Origin of the sequence: Buchnera aphidicola (Meitanaphis flavogallis) (assembly GCA_039830035.1) — a bacterium.
In the GTDB taxonomy this organism is placed as follows: domain Bacteria; phylum Pseudomonadota; class Gammaproteobacteria; order Enterobacterales; family Enterobacteriaceae; genus Buchnera_B; species Buchnera_B aphidicola_AZ.
The window spans coordinates 552,169-572,096 of record CP140038.1; the positions used below are offsets into that span (position 1 = coordinate 552,169).

The following is a 19,928-nucleotide window of genomic DNA, read 5'->3' on the forward strand; positions in this document are numbered from 1 at the left end:
ACATTACATAAATTTTGTATATAGCATAATTATATTTCAATAATAAATACAATTTAATTAAAAATAATGTTGTTTATAACGATTCAAATTAGTTATATTTTATAATACCAATGACATTAGTTGTAATATTATTATAATTTCTTATAATATATATTTATGTTAAAAACAGAATGTAGGAAATATTTGAACCTATGCATAAGCTTCATTGGAACAAAATAGGTACCGGAAAAATACATTTAGTTTTAATACACGGATGGGGATTTAATTCCAAAATTTGGAACATGCTGTTCTCTAAATTACATAAAAATTTTAAAATTCATTTAGTAGACTTACCAGGATTTGGAAAAAACTATGATCTAAAATTTACAAATTTAAAAGATATAGTTCAATTACTAGAAAAATACATACCAAATAATTCTATATTATTGGGATGGTCAATGGGGGGTTTAATTACTAACAAAATTGCATTATATTATCCAAAAAAAATTATAGGATTAATTAACGTTACTTCTTCACCATGTTTTATAACACGCCCCAATTGGCCAGGAATACCTAAATATCAGTTATTAAAATTTTATTATCAATTAACTGAAAACTATCAAGAAACAATTTCAAATTTTATTAAAATGCAAAATATTAATTCAAAATGTCTTAATCAAGAAATACATACATTAAAAAATCTCGTATTATCTCAACCAAAACCTACTATTTCAACACTAAAAAATGGATTAGAATTATTATATTCATCAGATTTAAGAAAAGAAATGACTACATTAAATATTCCTATTCTTAGAATATACGGATCTTTAGATACACTAGTTCCAAAAAAAATAGCTGAAATATTAGATCAACAATTACCTAAAAGTCAACATAAAATAATGAATCAATGCGCTCACGCTCCATTTATTTCTAATAAATATGAATTTTGTTCTATTATACTAAAATTCTCTCAGAATTTACATATTTTAAAATAATTTTTTTAAACAATCAACTTCCCATCATTAATTATGAAATACTTTTATAAAATATTAAAAAATAAAGACCATTTAAATTAAAATTAAACGTCAAAACATAAATTACCAAATGCATATTTAAAAAGGAATATCTTCATCATCAAAATCTAAACTACTAGAATCATTATCTAAAATTTTTTTAGAATCATTATTCTTTTTATTATCATCTAATGTTTGTTTTTCCAATTCACGTGTATTATTTTTTGCAAATCCTAAAGAAGACGATTGATTATCAGTGTTACGACTGCCTAACATTTGCATAGTTCCACCAACACTCACAATAATTTCTGTAATATAACGATCTATGCCATTTTGATCTTGCCATTTTCTAGTTTGTAATGATCCTTCAATATATACTTGAGATCCTTTTTTTAAATATTCTCCTGCAATTTCTGCTAACTTATTAAAAAAAACAATTCTATGCCATTCTGTTTTTTCTTTTACTTCTCCAGTATTTTTATCCTTCCAATTTTCAGATGTAGCTAATGTAACATTAGTAACAGCTCCTCCATTTTGCATATATCTTACTTCTGGATTCTGTCCTAAATATCCAATTAGAATGACTTTATTTATACCTCTACTAGCCATGATACTTATCTCTCTCTAATAAATTTTTTATGTACAATATTATACATCCAAACAAACAATGACCTAAAAATAACTAATTTTAAACTCATAAATTATAAGTATACCATCAATTAAAAAAATTTTTTAAATAAAACATAAACAATTAATTTACAATAATATTTATATTCTATCTTAATAAAGTAATTACTTTTTTAATATATACTTATTAAAACGAAAAAATTATAATGTATTTATTGTGTATTTACTATATGGATGTTAATAAAATAACATACGTACGAAAAGCATTACATTTTTATAAAAATAAAATTATCTATACTTATAATAATAATGTTATAAAAGAAAATACTTATATATTTGAAATTATGTTTATACTAAACTATACTAATAAATTTCTATAAACTTTGCATAATTAATTTAATAAACATATTATTATACATATTAAAATTAATGTATACATTAATTATTTCAATGTACATGAACAAATTTATATAATAAAAAGCTATAAATAATATATTATATTTTCTTAAATAAATTTAAACAATAAAAAAAGATATACATTTTTTATATTAAACGTATATTAGATATAAAATGTTAATTAACCTATAACTTACATTATATAGACCACTATTTTATTTCTCTGATTAAAAAATTTTACAATTTACATAACATATAAAACAAGAAACCTAAAATACATACTTCCCAAACATTAAACTCCACCCATAAAAGAAATATCAATAAACACAATCTACTTAGTTTCATACGAAAACATTCGCATACATTCTTATTTATTGTACTATTAAAATTTATAATTATCATAAAAAATTTTTTAAATATCAAAATATTTAATATAATAATTAAAATAATCATAATTTAACATTTTATCTCACAATAAAGATACCATTTAAAATCATCACATTAGAATTTTGGTGTTATATCAAAAATGTCAGAAAAACAAATATTGCATAATAAAATTAAAAAACACATTGCACTCCCTCATTCTCTAGAAGCTGAGCAATCCATATTAGGAGGATTAATGCTAGATAATCAGAAATGGGAATGCGTAATAGAAATAATTACAGAATATGATTTCTTTAGTTCTTCACATAAATTAATTTTTCGAGAAATGCAATGGTTACTAGATCACGGATATCCTATTGATTTAATTACCTTGTCAGAATCTTTAGAAAATAAAGGCGAACTAGAAAACATAGGAAGATTTTCTTATTTAGCAGAATTATCTAAAAATATTCCTAGCACTGCTAATATATTAACGTATGCTCAAATAGTTCGCGATCATTCTATTATCCGTGAAATAATTAAATCTGCACATAAAATAATTCATATTGGACATAACTTAAAAGGAAGAACCAGCAAAGAACTTTTAAATATAGCTGAATCAAAAATATTTAACATTGCAGAAAATCGTTTAAAAAAAAATGCTAGACCCAAAAATATAGAACAAATATTAGATTCCACCCTACAAAGCATAGAAACACTATTTAATACATCGCATCAAGGAATTACAGGAATTAATACAGGATATCAAGATCTCAATAAAAAAACGTCAGGACTACAACCATCTAATTTAATTATTATAGCAGCCCGTCCTTCAATGGGAAAAACAACATTTGCTATGAACATTTGCGAAAATATCGCAATGACTTATGAAAAACCTGTTTTAATCTTCAGTTTAGAAATGTCAGGGGAACAAATAATGATGAGAATGTTATCTTCTTTATCTCGAGTCAATCAAGAAAAAATACGAACAGGACAACTAAATGATGAAGATTGGTCTCGAATTTCTAGTACTATAAATATCTTATTAAAGAAAAAAAATATGTATATTGACGACTCATCAACTCTTACTCCTACTGAAATGCGATCAAGATCACGTCAAATCTATCGAGAAAACAACGGATTAAGTTTAATTATGGTTGATTATTTGCAATTAATTAAAGTTCCATCACTTATAGGAAACAGAACACTAGAAATAGCTGAGGTTTCCAGAACATTAAAAGCACTAGCAAAAGAACTACAAGTACCAATAATAGCATTATCACAATTAAACCGATTATTAGAACAAAGAGGAGACAAACGACCAATTAATTCTGACTTACGTGAATCTGGATCTTTAGAACAAGATGCAGATCTAATCATGTTTATATATCGAGATGAACTGTATTATAAAAACACAGACTTAAAAGGCATTGCTGAAATAATTATAGGAAAACAAAGAAACGGACCAATAGGAACAATTAAGTTAACATTTAACGGTCATTGGTCACGATTTGACAATTATTCTAGATCTACATATCATGAAGAATAAGACGTTTATTTCTTGTTATAAAACATGAGCCGCAATTTTGATGCTAGTAAAAAATAATATTAAGATATTCTCGCATTAATTAAAAAATATATATATATCATCAATAACATCCAATATTATTTTACTCATATTTCATTTAAAAAAATTTGTTAACATATAAATGATTGATTTTAAAACATATACATGTAAAATGAATTTATTTAGAATGTTTAAAACAACATAAAATACGATAAAAATAAGCATGAAAATAAAATTAGGAATTATAATGGATCCTATTTTCTCTATTAATATAAAAAAAGATTCTAGTTTTTCTATATTATTAGAAGCGCAAAAAAGAAAATATTCAATATATTACATGGAAACATTAGATTTATATCTAAAAAATAACAAACCTTTTTCGAAAGCGAAATTATTATTGCTTAAAAACAATAAAAAAAAATGGTTTTTTTTTAAAGAACAGAAAAATATTTCATTATTAGATTTAGATGTAATTTTAATGCGGAAAGACCCTCCTGTCGATGAACAATATATGTATGTTACTTATATACTCGAGCAAGCTGAAAGTCATGGTGTTTTAATAATTAATAAACCTGGAAGTTTACGAGATTTTAACGAAAAATTATCTACCATGTGGTTTCCTGAATTTATTCCTTATACTTTAGTAACCAGCAATATTTCTCAAATCTACAATTTCGTAAATAAACACAAAGACATTATAATTAAACCATTAAACGGAATGGGTGGTTTATCTATTTTTAGAATAAAAAAAAATGACCCTAATACGATGGTTATCATTGAAACTATGACTGATTATGGAAAAAAATTATGTATATCACAAATTTATATACCAGATATAAAATATGGAGATAAAAGAATATTAATTATCAATGGAAAACCATTTCCATGGTGTTTAGCTAGAATTCCTAAAATAAACGAAAATAGAGGTAATTTAGCTTCAGGAGGATTAGGAAAAGTTCAAAAACTAACTTTATGCGATTGGAATATAGCTAATAATATAGCTCCTGTTCTAAAAAACAAAGGATTATACTTTGTAGGAATTGATATTATTGGAAACAAATTAACTGAAATTAATGTTACTAGTCCAACTTGCATACAAGAAATCGAATTTAAATGTAAAATATCTATTAGCAACATCATTCTAAATTTCATAGAACAACATTTAATTACTAAAACTATTTAAAATTATCAATGTTTTCAAAAACTATTACTCTAAAAAAGTATTAAAAAGTATATAATAATAAAAACTAAAAAATAAAAAAATCATTGTTTAATTGTTATACTTAATTCAAAAAGTCTATTTCTCAAAATATGTCATATATAAAAACATAATAACAACGAAAATTATAATTAAAAAACTGACCACATATTTAAACACTTTAAATAAACTAAAATTAATATATCATTGCAAAAAATATTTTAACTATTTATATACGCCTACAATACTTGAAATTCGATATCTATAAACTATACTTTTATGTTATATTTTTTTAAAAAATACGTTTCTGGCTATCATAATATCAAAACATAATTTTATTATATTCTCTCAAAATACTTTAAAACATATCACTCATCATAATGAGTACTAAAAATACATTAATAACATTAAATTATTACACATAAAAAATTAATTAGACAATACGATGTTAATAAACATTAACCACTAACATTAAAAGAACTAAAATTTTATTTAATATCCCCTTGTTATCTCGCAGGCACATTCAATTAAAATATAATGCAAAATAACAGATATTATAATTCACTCTAGGTTTTGGATATACACAATAATGATTATTATAGCATTTGATTTCGGAATTAAAAGAATTGGAGTAGCAGTAGGACAAAATATAACAAAAACCGCACAAATTTTACCTTCTATAAAAGTAAAAAATAAAAAAATAGATTTAATAACATTTAATCTATTATTTCGCGAATGGAAACCATGCCTCATAGTTATTGGATTACCGTTAAATATGGATGGAACAAAACAAAACATAACAAAAAAATCAGAACAATTTGCAAAAAAATTGTTTTCGTATTTCAAAATACCTGTCCACTTACATGATGAAAGATTAACAACCATAGAAGCAAGAACTACATTATTTGAAATGAATGGATTCAAACATTTTAAACAAGACAAAATTGACTCTACTTCTGCTGCAATTATTTTAGAAAGTTGGTTATCAAATAATGAAAACATCCTAAAATTGTACATATAAAATTAATGTAAAAATTTATATTAAAATAAACTATTTAAAAATATTTTAATATTATCAACGTATATATGAACGTAAAAATTACATCAATTTTTACATCCATACTCAATAACATAGATAATAATTTTCAAATATCACTATTAAACCTGTAAAGATTTATTGAATTTTATGTGGATTTGTTTAACACGCCAAATATCATTTAATATACTAATCATAGCTAATATAAACGATTCAAGAAGATTAATAGATGAACCTATCCCATAAAACATACGGCATCCATATTGTACTTCAACGTTTATTTGTCCAAAAGCATTATTAATACTATTTTTTTCCACTAAATACAACTTTTTTATTTTAACATTAAAAGTAGTTATCTCTTTTAATGTTTTACATATTGCATATATTGGCCCATTTTTAGTTATTATACTTTTAGTGTAAACTTTTATTCCACACATTAACATAATTGAAAAATCAGAAATTCCATTTAAACCTAATTTTATGCTAAAATCTTTTAACTGAAAATATTCAAATGATTTACCTGTCAACTTAAAAAAAGCTAATATTTCCAAATCATAATCAAACACTTGTCCTTTTTTATCAGCAAGTTCTAAAAAAGAAGCATATACATCATTTAAATCATAATCATCATTTTCTTTATATCCCATATTATACATATAATGTTTGACTGCAGCTCGACCTGATCGAGAAGTTAAATTTAATCCGATTGGTTTCAAACCAATAGCTTCTGGAATGATTATTTCATAATTTTTTCTATTTTTTAATACTCCATCTTGATGAATTCCAGATGAATGCGAAAAAGCATTACTTCCTACTATTGCTTTATTTTCAGGAATAGAAACATTACATATTTCACTCACTATCTTACTAGTATTATAGATTTCATTACACTTAATATTAGTACGAAGTGAAAAAATATCTGATCTAGTTTGAACAGCCATAATTACTTCTTCTAAAGCAGCATTTCCAGAACGCTCTCCTATTCCATTAATTGTACCTTCTATTTGTCTAGCTCCTACTTGTATAGCAGAAATTGAATTAGCAACAGCCATTCCTAAATCATTATGGCAATGAACAGATACAACAACTGTATCAATATTAGGAACTCTAGAATATAAAGCAGCAATAATTTTCTGAAATTGACTAGGAATAGTGTATCCTACTGTATCTGGAATATTAATAGTCGTAGCACCAGACTTAATTGCTACTTCTACAATACGACATAAATCGTCTAAATTAGTTCTAGTCGCATCTTCGCAAGAAAATTCAACATCATCTGTATATTTACGTGCCCTTTTAATAGAACATACTGCCATATTGATAATTTCATCAAATGTTTTTCGTAATTTAGATTTTACATGCAAACTAGATGTACCAAGAAATATATGAATTCGAAATGAATCAGAACTTTTCATTGCTTCAGCAGCCACATCTATATCTTTATAAACACATCTCGCTAAACTACAAATTTTAGAATTTTTAATGTTTTTAGATATAATACAAGTAGATTTAAAATCATTAGGTGATGAAACTGGAAATCCTACTTCCATTACGTCGACACCCAATTTTTCTAAAGCAAAAGCTATTTTTAACTTTTGTTTAACACTCAAGCTAGATTTCAAAGACTGTTCACCATCACGTAACGTTGTATCAAAGATGATTAATTGTTGAGTCATTTATTTTCCTAAAAAAATTAAATACATTATGTAATGTGTCATTTAATGATTTATAAAAATACCAAATATCACTATTATTTATTGTTTACAAACACTCGTATTTTTGTATTGTATATAATAATTCATATTAAATTTTTAAAAAATACTATTAAGATCTATTTTTAAAATAACTTTCATTATTTTAAAAATCGTTTTAATGAATAAATTTTAGTATACATGTGCTATAAACCAACAATGTTTAAATTAGTTATTAAAAAACTAAATACCATCGCTAACAACATTAATGACATAACAATTTAGCTGCAATCAAAAAATTAATAATAAATAATATTAATACAATTCAATTATCTGATATACATTTAAAATGCAAATAATAAAAAATCAGTATAAATAAATCATACAATATTAATATATAAAAGTATTTCAAAAAATATAATACGTTAAAAAGATGTAAAAAATCTAGGAATATTATGTTCATAACATTCTATTTTTTTAATACATTTCATAGTCAAATCTATGTCATCTAATCCGTGTAATATACAATATTTATAAACAGAATCAATTTCAAAGTTATAATGTTGATCATGTACTAAAACTTTATTGTTCAGCAAATCAATAACTATACGCGTATTAGGATCTTTTAATATTGTTTTAAATAATTCGTTTATAACTTTTTTAGACAACACTACAGGTAACAAACCATTCTTAATACTATTACTATAAAAAATATCAGCAAAACTAGACGCTAAAATTACTTTAAATCCATAATCTAACAAAGCCCAAACAGCATGTTCCCTTGATGAACCACATCCAAAATTTTCTCTTGACAACAATATAGTAGAATTATGATAAAGAGGACTATTTAAAATAAAATTTTTGTTCAATGTACAACTACCGTCATCTAAATATCTCCAATCATTAAACAAATGCTTACCAAAACCTGACTTAGTAACCTTTTGCAAAAATTGTTTTGGAATAATCGCATCAGTATCTACATTAGACATATCTAAAGGAACTGCTGTTCCAATATGAGAAACAAATTTAGACATATTAACTTCCTAAAAAATAATATTTATTTAAATTTAACACTACAATTTTCTAATATCTACAAAACGGCCAAAAATTGCTGCTGCAGCAGCCATCATAGGGCTAACCAAATGAGTTCTTCCACCTCTTCCTTGACGTCCTTCAAAATTTCTATTACTTGTTGAAGCACAACGTTCTTTATTATTTAAATAATCTCCATTCATAGCTAAACACATCGAACATCCTGGATAACGCCACTCAAATCCCGATGCAATAAAAATTTTATCTAATCCTTCTTGTTCTGCTTGTCTTTTTACCATTCCCGAACCTGGAACAATAATAGCATGAACAGAACCAGAAACACGTTTATTTTTAATAATTTTAGCTACATCACGTAAATCTTCTATCCTAGAATTAGTGCATGATCCAATAAAAACCTTATCAACAGATATATCTGTTAAATACATTCCTGATTCTAATCCCATATAATTTAATGATTTCTCTGCACTATCTCTTTCAAGAAAATCGCTGTATGAATTCAAATCCGGGATTTTTTCATCAATAGCAACAACCTGACTAGGATTTGTACCCCAAGTAATTTGCGGAGCAAGAGTAGAAATATCTAACACTATTTTTTTATCAAATATTACTCCTAAATCAGACTTTAAAGAACTCCAGTATAATAACGCATTTTTCCAATTTTCTCCTTTTGGAGAATATTTACATTTCTCTAAATATTGAAAAGTAATTTGATCTGGAGCAATAATTCCCGATTTTGCACCCATTTCAATAACCATGTTACATATAGTCATTCTACTTTCCATACTTAAATGAGAAATTAAATTACCAGAAAACTCTATTACATATCCAGTCCCACCAGATACACCCAGTGTTTTAATTACAAACAAAATAATATCTTTTGCTGTTATAAAATTACTAATTTTACCATTAATTTCTATATTCATGTTTCTATAACGATTTTGTTTTAACGTTTGTGTAGAAAAAACATGTTCTACTTCAGATGTACCAATTCCGAAAGACAATGTACCAAAAGCTCCATGCGTAGACGTATGAGAATCACCACATACTACAGTCATACCAGGTAAAGTCATACCTTGTTCAGGACCAACAACATGAATAATACCCTGATTAACATGATTTAAACCAAATAACTTAACATTAAACTTACGACAATTACTTATTAATGTATTCATTTGTTTTCTAGCTAAATCAGTAGCACAATTTATATCTCTACTAGTAGTTGGAACATTATGATCCATAGTAGCAAAAGTTTTTTTAGGTTGTCTCAATACTCTATGTTTTAAACGCATTTCATGAAATGCTTGAGGAGAAGTAACTTCATGTATTAAATGCAAATCTATATATAAAATTGGGGATTGTCCTTCTTCTTCGCAAACTATATGCGAATCATATAACTTTTGATAAAGTGTTTTTTTCATTGTATTCTTCTATGAGATAATAATTGAGAAATAATGTCACCCATTTCACTAGTGCTAGTAAAACTGTTATTATCATCCGATATATCTTTTGTTCGATAACCTAAACTTAAAGCTTCATACACTACTTTGTCAATAATGTCTGCTATCAAATCTAGTTGAAAACTATATCTAACTAACATGCTTAATGAAAGAATTAATGCAATAGGATTAGCTATGTTTTTTCCTTGAATATCAGGCGCCGAACCACCAGCAGGTTCATATAAGCCAAATTTTTTTTCATTTAAACTAGCAGAGGGTAACAAACCTATAGAACCAGTAATCATTGCGCATTCGTCTGAAAGTATATCACCAAACAAATTAGAACATAAAATCACATCAAATTGATTAGGATTATTAATTATTTGCATAGCAGCATTATCTACGTACAAATGAGATAATTTTACTGTAGGATACTCTAAAGATACACTATTAACCGTATTTCTCCATAATATAGAAGTTTCTAAAACATTAGCTTTATCAACAGAAGTTAGATGGCACTTTCTCATTAAAGCTAATTTAAACGCAACATGAGCAATTCTTTCAATTTCAAATTGATAATATATTTCAGTATCGAAGGAATATTTTTTGAAATTATTATATTTAGTACCTTTTGGATAACCAAAATAAATACCTCCTATTAATTCACGAACACATAAAATGTTAAATCCTTTTACAGTTATTTCAGAACGAAGAGGAGACATTGCTTCTAATCCAGGATATAATTGAGCTGGTCTTAAATTTGCAAATAAATTAAAATGTTTTCTAAGAGGTAACAAAGCACCTCTTTCTGGTTGTAAATTAGGTGGCAAAGTGTTCCATTTCGGACCACCAACAGAACCAAACAAAATTGCATCAGAATTTTCGCATCCATTTAATGTATTCTTAGGAAGTGCAACACCGTGTCTGTCTATTGCAATACCACCAATATCATATTCATGTGTTTGAATATTTATGTCAAAATTTTTTTTGAGTATTCGTAAAATTTTATACCCTTCTCGCATTATTTCAGGTCCAATGCCATCACCAGGTAAAATAGCAATTTTATATCTTTTTTTCATATATAGTGACACTTCCTTACAAAAAACATTTTTTAAAATTAAAAAAATAATACTAAATAAGAGCATAAATAAAATTTATTTAAAAAAAATACTACGTATGATACAAAAAATTTTTAATATATTTAAATTTTTAATAAACGATGGTATTATATAAAAAATTTTATGTTAATAAATCATTGTATACAATTATTTTATATATATATTTATTAAAAAATTTAATAAAATAATTAATATATAATGTTTTTACCTATTATTAAAATAATATATTTAATACAAATTTCATAACGCAATAATATTTATGTCACAAATAAAAAAAAACTTAAAATATATACATGAAAAAATTACTTCTATAAGTAATAAATATTGTATTAACCCAAAAAATATAAAAATACTAGCAGTAAGTAAATCAAGATCTATTCAAGAAATAAAAGAAGCTGTTCAATGTAAACAATACGAATTTGGAGAAAATTATGTGCAAGAAAGTTTATCCAAAATTCGTGAATTTAAAAACGTTCATTGGCATTTTATAGGACATATTCAATCTAACAAAATACGTACAATATCCACTAATTTTTCGTGGTGTCATACTATAAAAAATGAAAAAATAGCTAAAGCACTAAATGAATATCGTTGGAATATTATTCCAAAATTAAATGTTTTAATACAAATAAACATTAGAAACAATTTTATTACATCCAGAATTAATATAAATAATTTTAAAGATCTAATAAAAAAAATTCTACTATTAAAAAATTTAAATTTACGTGGCATAATGGGCATGCCTAATAAACTTCTTCATTATGATGATCAAATAAAATCGTACAAACATGTACAATTATATTTTTCTATAATGCAAGATATATGTTCTTCTGCAGATACTATATCATTAGGAACAAGCCACGATATAAAAGCAGCTATAATTTCAGGTAGTACTTTAATAAGAATAGGATCACATATTTTTAATTAAAAAAATAGTTTGTTTAAAAAATTACATATTTTACTATTTCATAATAAAATTATTATTTTAATATATTATAAAGTTGTACAATTAACTCTAAGTATCAATAAAATATTAACTCTAATTTCAATATACATATACATTCGTATGTATTTTAATAAATATTCTGAAAACAATCATTTATAAAAATACAAAATTTAATAATGCATATCTTAAACATTTTTCTAAAACAATCGTTTTTTAAAAACATTTTTATTTTAATACAAGTATAAATGTATATTTGTATTTAATTTAATACTTATATTTATGTTCATTAACAACGTACTTTCGCATATAATAATATACCTATAAATACTTACAAAAAATAAAATTAAAAAATACATTGAATGAAATGGTATAATTAATATTTAAAACGCATTTTTTAAAAGACAAATTTAAACCTATCGAACAATAAACATCAAATCAAATATAGTATTACCCAAGCTTCTCCCTCTTTTTTCAAAGTGAGTGACAGGACGGGAATCAGGCTTAACAATATAATTACTATGTTTAGATAAATTAATATATTCATCTATACTACCAATTATAGATAGTATTTCTTCTGCATATGATTGACAATCAGTAGATATATGTAATATTCCACCATTTGGAACTAATTTTTTCAATACTAGTTCTGCAAAATATCTGGTAAATATTCTTCTTTTTCGATGACGTCTTTTTAACCACGGATCTGGGAAAAAAATTTGAACTTTAAATATACTTTTATCACAAATCATGCTATTTAATACTTCTACCGCGTCATAATAAATAATTCTAATATTTTTTAAATTATACATATGAATATATTTTAAACACGAAATAACACCAGGTGGATAAACTTCAACTCCTAAAAAATTTTTAGATGAACAGTTTAATGCAGTTCTACACAGTGAAAAACCCATTCCAAATCCAATTTCTAATACTATTGGATTATTTACAGTAAAAAAGTTATTTGCATTTATATAAGATAACTGAAAATTTATTCCAAATTTTGGCCAAAATTTATTAAAAAAATCATGTTTATTACGACTTAACTTTCTATTTCTAAATACAAAACTACGTACTTTACGTAAAAAAACACCATTTTTACTATATTTTAATGTAACAACGTTACGCATGATTATAATGTTAAAAAATTTTCTTCATGTATTTTAATAGTATACTATACTACTTCACATGTATAACATATAGTATTCAATTTTATGTTCATGCTGTTCATTAAACATGCAAAAAAAACAAGAAAAACTTAATATAAAATTATATAGACATCTCATGAACTTATACGTTGTATTCTCACAATTAGTACTTAATTGGTATCATCAATATGGTCGAAAAAATTTACCTTGGAAAAAATATGAAAATCCTTATCATACTTGGATATCAGAAATAATGTTGCAACAAACACAAGTTAAAACTGTCATTCCTTATTACAAAAAATTTATTAAACGTTTTCCAAACGTTAGAATGTTAGCAAATTCCTCTATTAATAATATACTTAATATATGGAGTGGATTAGGATATTACAATAGAGCTCATAACATTCATCATACAGCGCAAATTATTGAAAAAAAACATCATGGAAAATTTCCAAATCACTTCTCCAATATCATTAAACTTCCAGGAATTGGCAGAACTACAGCAGGTGCTATTTTATCGTTCGGATTTAATTTTCATGCTTGTATTCTAGATGGAAATGTAAAAAGAGTTTTATTAAGACATTTTAGTATAAAAGAAAAAACAAAAACAATAACCGAAAAAAAATTATGGAACAAAATAGAATCAATAACACCAATACATAATACAAAACAATTCAATCAAGCTATAATGGATATAGGTGCTTTAATTTGCGTAAAATCTCAACCAAAATGTAATATATGTCCATTAAAAAACACATGTATATCATTTATAAAAAATGACTGGTCTACATATCCATATATACAAAAAAAAATTATTATCAACCAAAAAAATATATATTTTTTAATTATTCAATGTAAAAATTTCATATTTTTAAAAAAAAATACATTAACAGGAATATGGAAAGGACTATATTGCTTTCCAGTATTTTATAACCAAATAGAAATTTTAATATGGATAAAAGAAAAAAAAATTAGAATTGTTCAACAAGAAATATTTAAATCTTTTTTACACAAATTTTCACACCTTCAATTACGTTGCGTCCCAATACGAATTCAGATAAAAAAAATATTTTATATTGATCCATATAAAAACGAAATTTGGTTCAACATGTATAGTCAAAAAGATAAAATAGGATTACCATCACCAATAACAAAACTATTTAAAAAAATTTTTTCATGTTTTCATACTTAATTTTGAGGAATTTAATTAAAATGAATAGAAACATCTTTTGTCACTTTTTAAAAAAATTTGATGTTGGTTTAGATACTCAGCCATATCCAGGTGAACTTGGAAAAAAAATTTATGAACAAATATCAAAAATAGCATGGAAAAAATGGACATCTGAACAAACGAAAATAATTAATGAAAAAAAATTAAGCATGATCAACAAAAAACATCGCAAAATTTTAGAACATAGTATGATTGATTTTCTTTTTAATAATACCAAAATATGTAATAAAAAATAAAAAAATCACAAATAAAACATATAAAAATTTTTATAATTAATAAATAATTTAAAAAAATTATTCAAAACATTATAATAGAATCATGGACCAAAAAAAAAAGTAAACTTTGAAAAGTATGAAATGTAACGTTTTAATATTTGATTCCGGTCTAGGTGGATTATCTATATACCAAAAAATAAAAAACTGCTTCCCAAATGTAAATTATATTTATGCATGCGACAATAATGCATTTCCATATGGAGAAAAAAAAGAACTATTCATCATAAAACGATGTTCTAAAATAATCAATATTATATCCAAAAACATAGATATTACTGCCGTGATACTTGCATGCAACACAGCTAGTATTACTAGTTTATTAACATTAAAAAATAATTTTCATTTTCCTATCATTGGAATTATTCCAAACATAGAAAAATCTGTTAAAGTAACAAAAAATAAAATTATTGGATTATTAGCAACTAAAACTACTATTCGTCATTGTAATATTCAAAACAAAATTTTATCATACTATCCTAGTATTACTATAAAAACACTATACAACAAAGAATTAGTAGTAATGGCAGAAAAAAAATTAAAATATAATTTTTTAGAAATAAAAAACATAAAAAATATACTACAACCATGGTTAATTACACCACAAATTCCAGACACAATCATACTAGGATGCACACATTTTCATTTTTTAAAAAATGAAATTAAAAGTTTATTTTTCAAAAATGTTAAAGTAATTGATTCTAATATTGTAATACCACCAAAACTCTACAAAATTTTAAAAAATAGCATGATCACAAATAAAAATATTGCTTTTTTTTCAAAAAATATTAAAAATGATATACATTTATTACAATTATTTAATAAATATAATTTCGCAACATTTAAAAAACTACGCGTTTAAATATAAAAATTTTCATATGACATGAAAACACTTATTACACTAGATATTTCTGATATCTCTTTTAATGATATATACATATTTCAATAAATCTTTTAATAAAGACACTTTTTTAGAATCATTTTTATTTAATTCTAATAAATTCAAAATTTTTTTAACATATGTACATATACTTTTAGAATTTACAACTACGTTACAATGTTTTTTCCACAACAACTTTTCTCTAACATTTAAAATATAAGGATAATTACGAGCTATACAACGCAATAATAATAGTCTAATTCTATTACTTAAAATAGGCAATGTCCTATTTAAAGAACGTTGTATAAGCAATTTGTGTATAATTTTTATTAACTTTTTTTCTAAATTCCCAAAAAATGCATTATACATTTGTAAATCAACGTTTTCCAGATGTAATTTTGGAACTTTATTATTAATAATTTTTAACCTATTTTTTAAAAAAACACTGCTACGTATTAAAAATAAGTTTTTTTTGCATACTTCATAATTTATGTTTAAACGTAATCTATCTTCAATACCCATAACATTAATAGGAGCTAGTATTGGACAACGATTGACATGTATTAACACAATTCCTTTCTGAAAAATATAATTGTAATTTATAGCTTTAATAGTAACATCTGAAAGATATATAAGAAGACCCTCAACATCTTTGGCTAAATCAATACTAATTAATACATTTGAATTATTAGGATCCCACAAAATTGGAGCGATGTAACTAATATTATTCCGAGACGATCCAAAAAATCGAGATACATATATCATAGGTTTAATATTATACACATCAATTATCTTCAACAATTCTTTTTTTCTACGATATTTAAAAAAATAATCGAATAATTTTGGTTGTATTCTTTTTAACAATTTCGTAATTTGGAGAGTAGCAAAAACATCACTAACAGCACTATGTGCCTTATCATGAACAATTCCATTAGACTTTGATATATCTGATAACTTGAAACTAGGATAAAAATTATGTACACCACTAGGCCAATTGATTCCTTTAGGACGCAATGCATAACACGCACGCAATACATCTAAAATGTCCCATCTAGAATTTCCATTCTTCCAACTCCATTCATAAGGATCAATGAAATTACGATAAAAAATATTCCTAGTAATTTCATCATCAAAATGTATATTATTATATCCAATAATACAAGTATTTGGTTGCATAAATTGATTACAAACTTTACTTGCAAACTCAAATTCGTTCAATCCACATTTACGTGTATAAAAAGGAGAAATACCAGTAATTAGAACAGAATTAGGATCAGGAAAATAATCAATAGGAGGATAACAAAAAAACTCATTAGGAGTATCAATGATGTTAAAATTAATATCAGTACGAATACATGCAAATTGCGCAGGTTTGTCTAAAGCTGGATGAATGCCAAAAGTTTCATAATCATAAAATAAAAAATTTAAACTATTTAAATTTAAAACAGTATTCATAAATTATATATTAACTGGATTTAAATCTATTTCAAACATTTAAAATTTATATAAAGAAAATAAATTATTAATTTTATACTTCTTAGATATTCATATATTTTACTAAATACTATTACATCATTAATAATAAAAATTTGAATAAGTGAAATATTTTCTCCCCTGACTGGATTCGAACCAGTGACATACGGATTAACAGTCCGCCGTTCTACCAACTGAACTACAGAGGAAAGATAAAATCTTATCAAAAAAATTTCATATTGTCAATAAGTTAAAATTTAAAAAAATATATATTTTTAAATAAAACACATGTATAATTACAATTATTATATATTTTATTTAAAAATTTGTTTACAATATACCATAAATAAAGTTTTACATATTCCATAAAAAACGTTACATTATAAAATATATAGGCCCCTTAGCTCAGCGGTAAGAGCAAGCGACTCATAATCGCTTGGTCGCTGGTTCAAATCCAGCAGGGGCCAAAAAATAAATCCTATTAAAGAGAATTTTTAAATTTCGGAAATATACAATGAATAATTGGAATCAGAAATTTATTCAATTTTGCTTTGAAAAAAAAATATTACAATTTGGTAAATTTAAATTAAAATCAGGAAAAGAAAGTTCATTTTTTTTTAATTTTAGTTTATTTAATACAGGTTTTGATCTTGAAAAACTTGGATTTTTTTATGCTAAAACTATAGTACAAAATAATATTAATTACAATCTATTATTTGGCATTGCATATAAAGGAATACCTATTGCTATATCAACTACTATAGCATTAAAAAAATATTTTAATATCAATGTCAAATATTGTTTTAATAGAAAAGAAATTAAAAATCATGGAGAAAAAGGAATGTTTGTTGGAAATTATCTGACTAAAAATATCCTTATATTAGATGATGTAATTACATCTGGATCATCTATACAAAATACAATAAAAATAATCGAATCATATGATAATGGCAAAAATCTTATATCAAATATTGTAGTTGCCTTAGATAGACGAATGCATAAAAATATAGATTTAACCAAAATAGAACATAAATATAATTTTAAAATAACTTCTATAATTAACATAAAAGATATTATTAATTATATAAAAAATAATAGACATTTATACCACTACTTAGAATACATAGAACAAACATCTTGTACAAAAAATGATTAAAATATAATCAAAAAAAAATTATTAAAAACTTTCTATTTTTAAACGCATTTTTTATAAATTGCATTAATCTAATCCTGAATGACCAAACCCTTGTTCTTTTCTATCACTACAACTCATACTAAAATCTTTTACAAAATTAAAAATAGGCTTAACAATAGGAATAAAAACTATTTGTGCTATCCTCATGCCAGCAGTTATCGTAAATCGTTGAGTACTTCTGTTCCAAACTGATACCATGATTTGACCTTGATAATCAGAATCTATCAATCCTGTCAAATTTCCTAAAACAATTCCATTTTTATGCCCTAATCCAGATCTAGGTAAAATTAAAGCAGAAACATGCGAATTATCTATGTGTATAGCAATACCAGTAGGTAATAAAACGGTAGCATTTGGTAATACATCTTTGTTACATGTAATACAAGCCCTTAAATCTAAACCTGACGATCCTGTAGTAGCATAATGCGGAACAGAAAATTCATTGTTTATACGAGGATCTAAAATTTTAATATTAATTTTCATTTTAATGCTGTCACTTGTTTTTATGAATTTTTTAATCAACATATGTATATAAAATACATATAATTTTACATTTAAATAAGCATTAAAAAAACAAACTTTTATACCGTTTTCGTTATTATTATTTCTACAAATTTATATAGTTTCAACGAACAAAATAACTATCTTTAAAACTATAACTAAAAATGTTATTTATTCTGTAAATTAACAAATACTATATGCTATCTTTACTTTAATAAAATACTTAGAAAAATAAAATAAATCTATGTCAATATCACATATTGAATTCATAATTTTAAATAATTAAAATACCACCAATTATAATATAAAATTAGCTGTATTTATGTAAAAAATTATTCTTCTTTAGATACAATATTAATCGCAATCGTTATCGAAATATCATAATGAGGTTTAAAAAAAACATCATACTGCCCTACTTTTCGAAAAGCCCCATTTGAAAGATAAATTTCTCGTTTTTTTACTTCTATTCCACTTAACTTAGATAATAATTCAGAAATATCACGAGATCCTATAGAACCGAACAACTTGCCTTCTTTTCTGGATTTTGAATACATAATAATTGGTTGTGCAACTAACTGAACTTTTTTAGCACGAATTTGAGCTAAAGATAATTTGTCTAATAATTTTTGTTTTATTTCATCTTTTTTTCTCAAAGCCAATGCAATATTTTGTTGAGTAGCTGGTATTGCTTTTCCACGAGGTACTAAAAAGTTACGCGCATAACCTGCTTTAACATGTATTACATCACCTAAATTACCTAAATTTTTTACTTTAGTAAGGAGAACAATTTGCATGAATTAAAATA

18 protein-coding genes and 2 tRNA genes are annotated in these 19,928 nt (G+C 24.4%); 10 read left to right on the forward strand and 10 right to left on the reverse strand.

The genetic code is table 11. The features are described from left to right. Positions 1 to 191: 191 nt before the first annotated feature. Positions 192 to 974, forward strand: a complete 783-nt coding sequence (bioH, locus tag U0T59_02495; GenBank protein ID XBC43281.1) for a pimeloyl-ACP methyl ester esterase BioH — start codon at positions 192 to 194, stop codon at positions 972 to 974. Positions 975 to 1,091: 117 nt separating this feature from the next. Here bioH and ssb read toward each other — a convergent pair whose 3' ends face one another. After that, positions 1,092 to 1,601, reverse strand: coding sequence for a single-stranded DNA-binding protein (gene ssb, locus U0T59_02500; protein XBC43282.1), 510 nt, complete (start codon positions 1,599 to 1,601; stop codon positions 1,092 to 1,094). A 940-nt stretch (positions 1,602 to 2,541) separates the two neighbouring features. Between ssb and dnaB the strand changes: the two genes are divergently transcribed. The 3 genes from dnaB (at position 2,542) to ruvX (ending at position 6,164) form a co-directional block, all read left to right on the forward strand. Then, on the forward strand, positions 2,542 to 3,927 hold the full coding sequence (dnaB, locus tag U0T59_02505) for a replicative DNA helicase (protein ID XBC43283.1): 1,386 nt from the start codon (positions 2,542 to 2,544) through the stop codon (positions 3,925 to 3,927). A 229-nt stretch (positions 3,928 to 4,156) separates the two neighbouring features. Next, the gene (gene gshB / locus U0T59_02510; GenBank protein ID XBC43591.1) at positions 4,157 to 5,128 is read left to right on the forward strand and encodes a glutathione synthase; all 972 of its coding nucleotides are present in this window, start codon (positions 4,157 to 4,159) and stop codon (positions 5,126 to 5,128) included. Positions 5,129 to 5,732: 604 nt separating this feature from the next. Then, positions 5,733 to 6,164, forward strand: coding sequence for a Holliday junction resolvase RuvX (gene ruvX, locus U0T59_02515; GenBank protein XBC43284.1), 432 nt, complete (start codon positions 5,733 to 5,735; stop codon positions 6,162 to 6,164). Positions 6,165 to 6,301: 137 nt separating this feature from the next. Here ruvX and leuA read toward each other — a convergent pair whose 3' ends face one another. The 4 genes from leuA to leuB all read right to left on the reverse strand — a co-directional run bounded on the left by leuA (position 6,302) and on the right by leuB (position 11,438). Then, positions 6,302 to 7,855, reverse strand: a complete 1,554-nt coding sequence (gene leuA, locus U0T59_02520) for a 2-isopropylmalate synthase (protein ID XBC43285.1) — start codon at positions 7,853 to 7,855, stop codon at positions 6,302 to 6,304. Positions 7,856 to 8,295: 440 nt separating this feature from the next. After that, positions 8,296 to 8,904 (reverse strand): 3-isopropylmalate dehydratase small subunit, encoded by a 609-nt coding sequence (leuD, locus tag U0T59_02525; protein ID XBC43286.1) that lies wholly within the window; start codon positions 8,902 to 8,904, stop codon positions 8,296 to 8,298. A gap of 39 nt (positions 8,905 to 8,943) precedes the next feature. Next, entirely contained in the window at positions 8,944 to 10,341 is a 1,398-nt protein-coding gene (leuC, locus tag U0T59_02530) for a 3-isopropylmalate dehydratase large subunit (protein ID XBC43287.1), read from the reverse strand. Next, positions 10,338 to 11,438: a 3-isopropylmalate dehydrogenase gene (leuB, locus tag U0T59_02535; protein XBC43288.1), complete on the reverse strand. Its 1,101-nt coding sequence runs from the start codon at positions 11,436 to 11,438 to the stop codon at positions 10,338 to 10,340. Before leuB ends, leuC begins: the two co-directional genes overlap by 4 nt. Positions 11,439 to 11,736: 298 nt before the next feature. Between leuB and U0T59_02540 the strand changes: the two genes are divergently transcribed. After that, a complete protein-coding gene (locus U0T59_02540) occupies positions 11,737 to 12,405 on the forward strand; it encodes a YggS family pyridoxal phosphate-dependent enzyme (protein ID XBC43289.1) in 669 nt (222 codons plus the stop codon). A 431-nt stretch (positions 12,406 to 12,836) separates the two neighbouring features. On the opposite strand, the gene trmB is transcribed toward U0T59_02540, so the two are convergent. Further along, positions 12,837 to 13,553 (reverse strand): tRNA (guanosine(46)-N7)-methyltransferase TrmB, encoded by a 717-nt coding sequence (trmB, locus tag U0T59_02545; GenBank protein ID XBC43290.1) that lies wholly within the window; start codon positions 13,551 to 13,553, stop codon positions 12,837 to 12,839. A gap of 154 nt (positions 13,554 to 13,707) precedes the next feature. Here trmB and mutY point away from each other — a divergent pair, with 154 nt between their 5' ends. From mutY to murI, 3 genes are all read left to right on the forward strand, one after another. Beyond that, a complete protein-coding gene (mutY, locus tag U0T59_02550) occupies positions 13,708 to 14,763 on the forward strand; it encodes an A/G-specific adenine glycosylase (protein ID XBC43592.1) in 1,056 nt (351 codons plus the stop codon). A gap of 20 nt (positions 14,764 to 14,783) precedes the next feature. Next, a complete protein-coding gene (locus tag U0T59_02555) occupies positions 14,784 to 15,038 on the forward strand; it encodes an oxidative damage protection protein (protein ID XBC43291.1) in 255 nt (84 codons plus the stop codon). A gap of 115 nt (positions 15,039 to 15,153) precedes the next feature. Next, entirely contained in the window at positions 15,154 to 15,936 is a 783-nt protein-coding gene (gene murI, locus U0T59_02560) for a glutamate racemase (GenBank protein ID XBC43292.1), read from the forward strand. Positions 15,937 to 15,975: 39 nt separating this feature from the next. Here murI and sbcB read toward each other — a convergent pair whose 3' ends face one another. Both sbcB and U0T59_02570 read right to left on the reverse strand, forming a co-directional pair. Continuing rightward, positions 15,976 to 17,409, reverse strand: coding sequence for an exodeoxyribonuclease I (gene sbcB / locus U0T59_02565; GenBank protein XBC43293.1), 1,434 nt, complete (start codon positions 17,407 to 17,409; stop codon positions 15,976 to 15,978). 154 nt (positions 17,410 to 17,563) lie between these two features. Continuing rightward, positions 17,564 to 17,636: transfer RNA gene (locus U0T59_02570), tRNA-Asn, on the reverse strand. A 185-nt stretch (positions 17,637 to 17,821) separates the two neighbouring features. Here U0T59_02570 and U0T59_02575 point away from each other — a divergent pair. After that, a tRNA-Ile gene (locus U0T59_02575) sits at positions 17,822 to 17,894 on the forward strand. A gap of 47 nt (positions 17,895 to 17,941) precedes the next feature. Continuing rightward, entirely contained in the window at positions 17,942 to 18,583 is a 642-nt protein-coding gene (pyrE, locus tag U0T59_02580) for an orotate phosphoribosyltransferase (GenBank protein XBC43294.1), read from the forward strand. A 63-nt stretch (positions 18,584 to 18,646) separates the two neighbouring features. Here pyrE and dut read toward each other — a convergent pair whose 3' ends face one another. Then, a complete protein-coding gene (dut, locus tag U0T59_02585) occupies positions 18,647 to 19,111 on the reverse strand; it encodes a dUTP diphosphatase (protein XBC43593.1) in 465 nt (154 codons plus the stop codon). A 344-nt stretch (positions 19,112 to 19,455) separates the two neighbouring features. Next, a complete protein-coding gene (gene rplI / locus U0T59_02590) occupies positions 19,456 to 19,917 on the reverse strand; it encodes a 50S ribosomal protein L9 (protein XBC43295.1) in 462 nt (153 codons plus the stop codon). Positions 19,918 to 19,928 lie beyond the last annotated feature (11 nt).

Excerpts from the sequence above, each read along its gene's own strand:
- bioH (XBC43281.1), top strand. The coding sequence starts at position 192 with ATGCATAAGCTTCATTGGAACAAAATAGGTACCGGAAAAATACATTTA.
- ssb (XBC43282.1), bottom strand. The coding sequence starts at position 1,601 with ATGGCTAGTAGAGGTATAAATAAAGTCATTCTAATTGGATATTTAGGA.
- dnaB (XBC43283.1), top strand. The coding sequence starts at position 2,542 with ATGTCAGAAAAACAAATATTGCATAATAAAATTAAAAAACACATTGCA.
- ruvX (XBC43284.1), top strand. The coding sequence starts at position 5,733 with ATGATTATTATAGCATTTGATTTCGGAATTAAAAGAATTGGAGTAGCA.
- leuA (XBC43285.1), bottom strand. The coding sequence starts at position 7,855 with ATGACTCAACAATTAATCATCTTTGATACAACGTTACGTGATGGTGAA.
- leuD (XBC43286.1), bottom strand. The coding sequence starts at position 8,904 with ATGTCTAAATTTGTTTCTCATATTGGAACAGCAGTTCCTTTAGATATG.
- leuC (XBC43287.1), bottom strand. The coding sequence starts at position 10,341 with ATGAAAAAAACACTTTATCAAAAGTTATATGATTCGCATATAGTTTGC.
- leuB (XBC43288.1), bottom strand. The coding sequence starts at position 11,438 with ATGAAAAAAAGATATAAAATTGCTATTTTACCTGGTGATGGCATTGGA.
- U0T59_02540 (XBC43289.1), top strand. The coding sequence starts at position 11,737 with ATGTCACAAATAAAAAAAAACTTAAAATATATACATGAAAAAATTACT.
- trmB (XBC43290.1), bottom strand. The coding sequence starts at position 13,553 with ATGCGTAACGTTGTTACATTAAAATATAGTAAAAATGGTGTTTTTTTA.
- mutY (XBC43592.1), top strand. The coding sequence starts at position 13,708 with ATGAACTTATACGTTGTATTCTCACAATTAGTACTTAATTGGTATCAT.
- U0T59_02555 (XBC43291.1), top strand. The coding sequence starts at position 14,784 with ATGAATAGAAACATCTTTTGTCACTTTTTAAAAAAATTTGATGTTGGT.
- murI (XBC43292.1), top strand. The coding sequence starts at position 15,154 with ATGAAATGTAACGTTTTAATATTTGATTCCGGTCTAGGTGGATTATCT.
- sbcB (XBC43293.1), bottom strand. The coding sequence starts at position 17,409 with ATGAATACTGTTTTAAATTTAAATAGTTTAAATTTTTTATTTTATGAT.
- pyrE (XBC43294.1), top strand. The coding sequence starts at position 17,942 with ATGAATAATTGGAATCAGAAATTTATTCAATTTTGCTTTGAAAAAAAA.
- rplI (XBC43295.1), bottom strand. The coding sequence starts at position 19,917 with ATGCAAATTGTTCTCCTTACTAAAGTAAAAAATTTAGGTAATTTAGGT.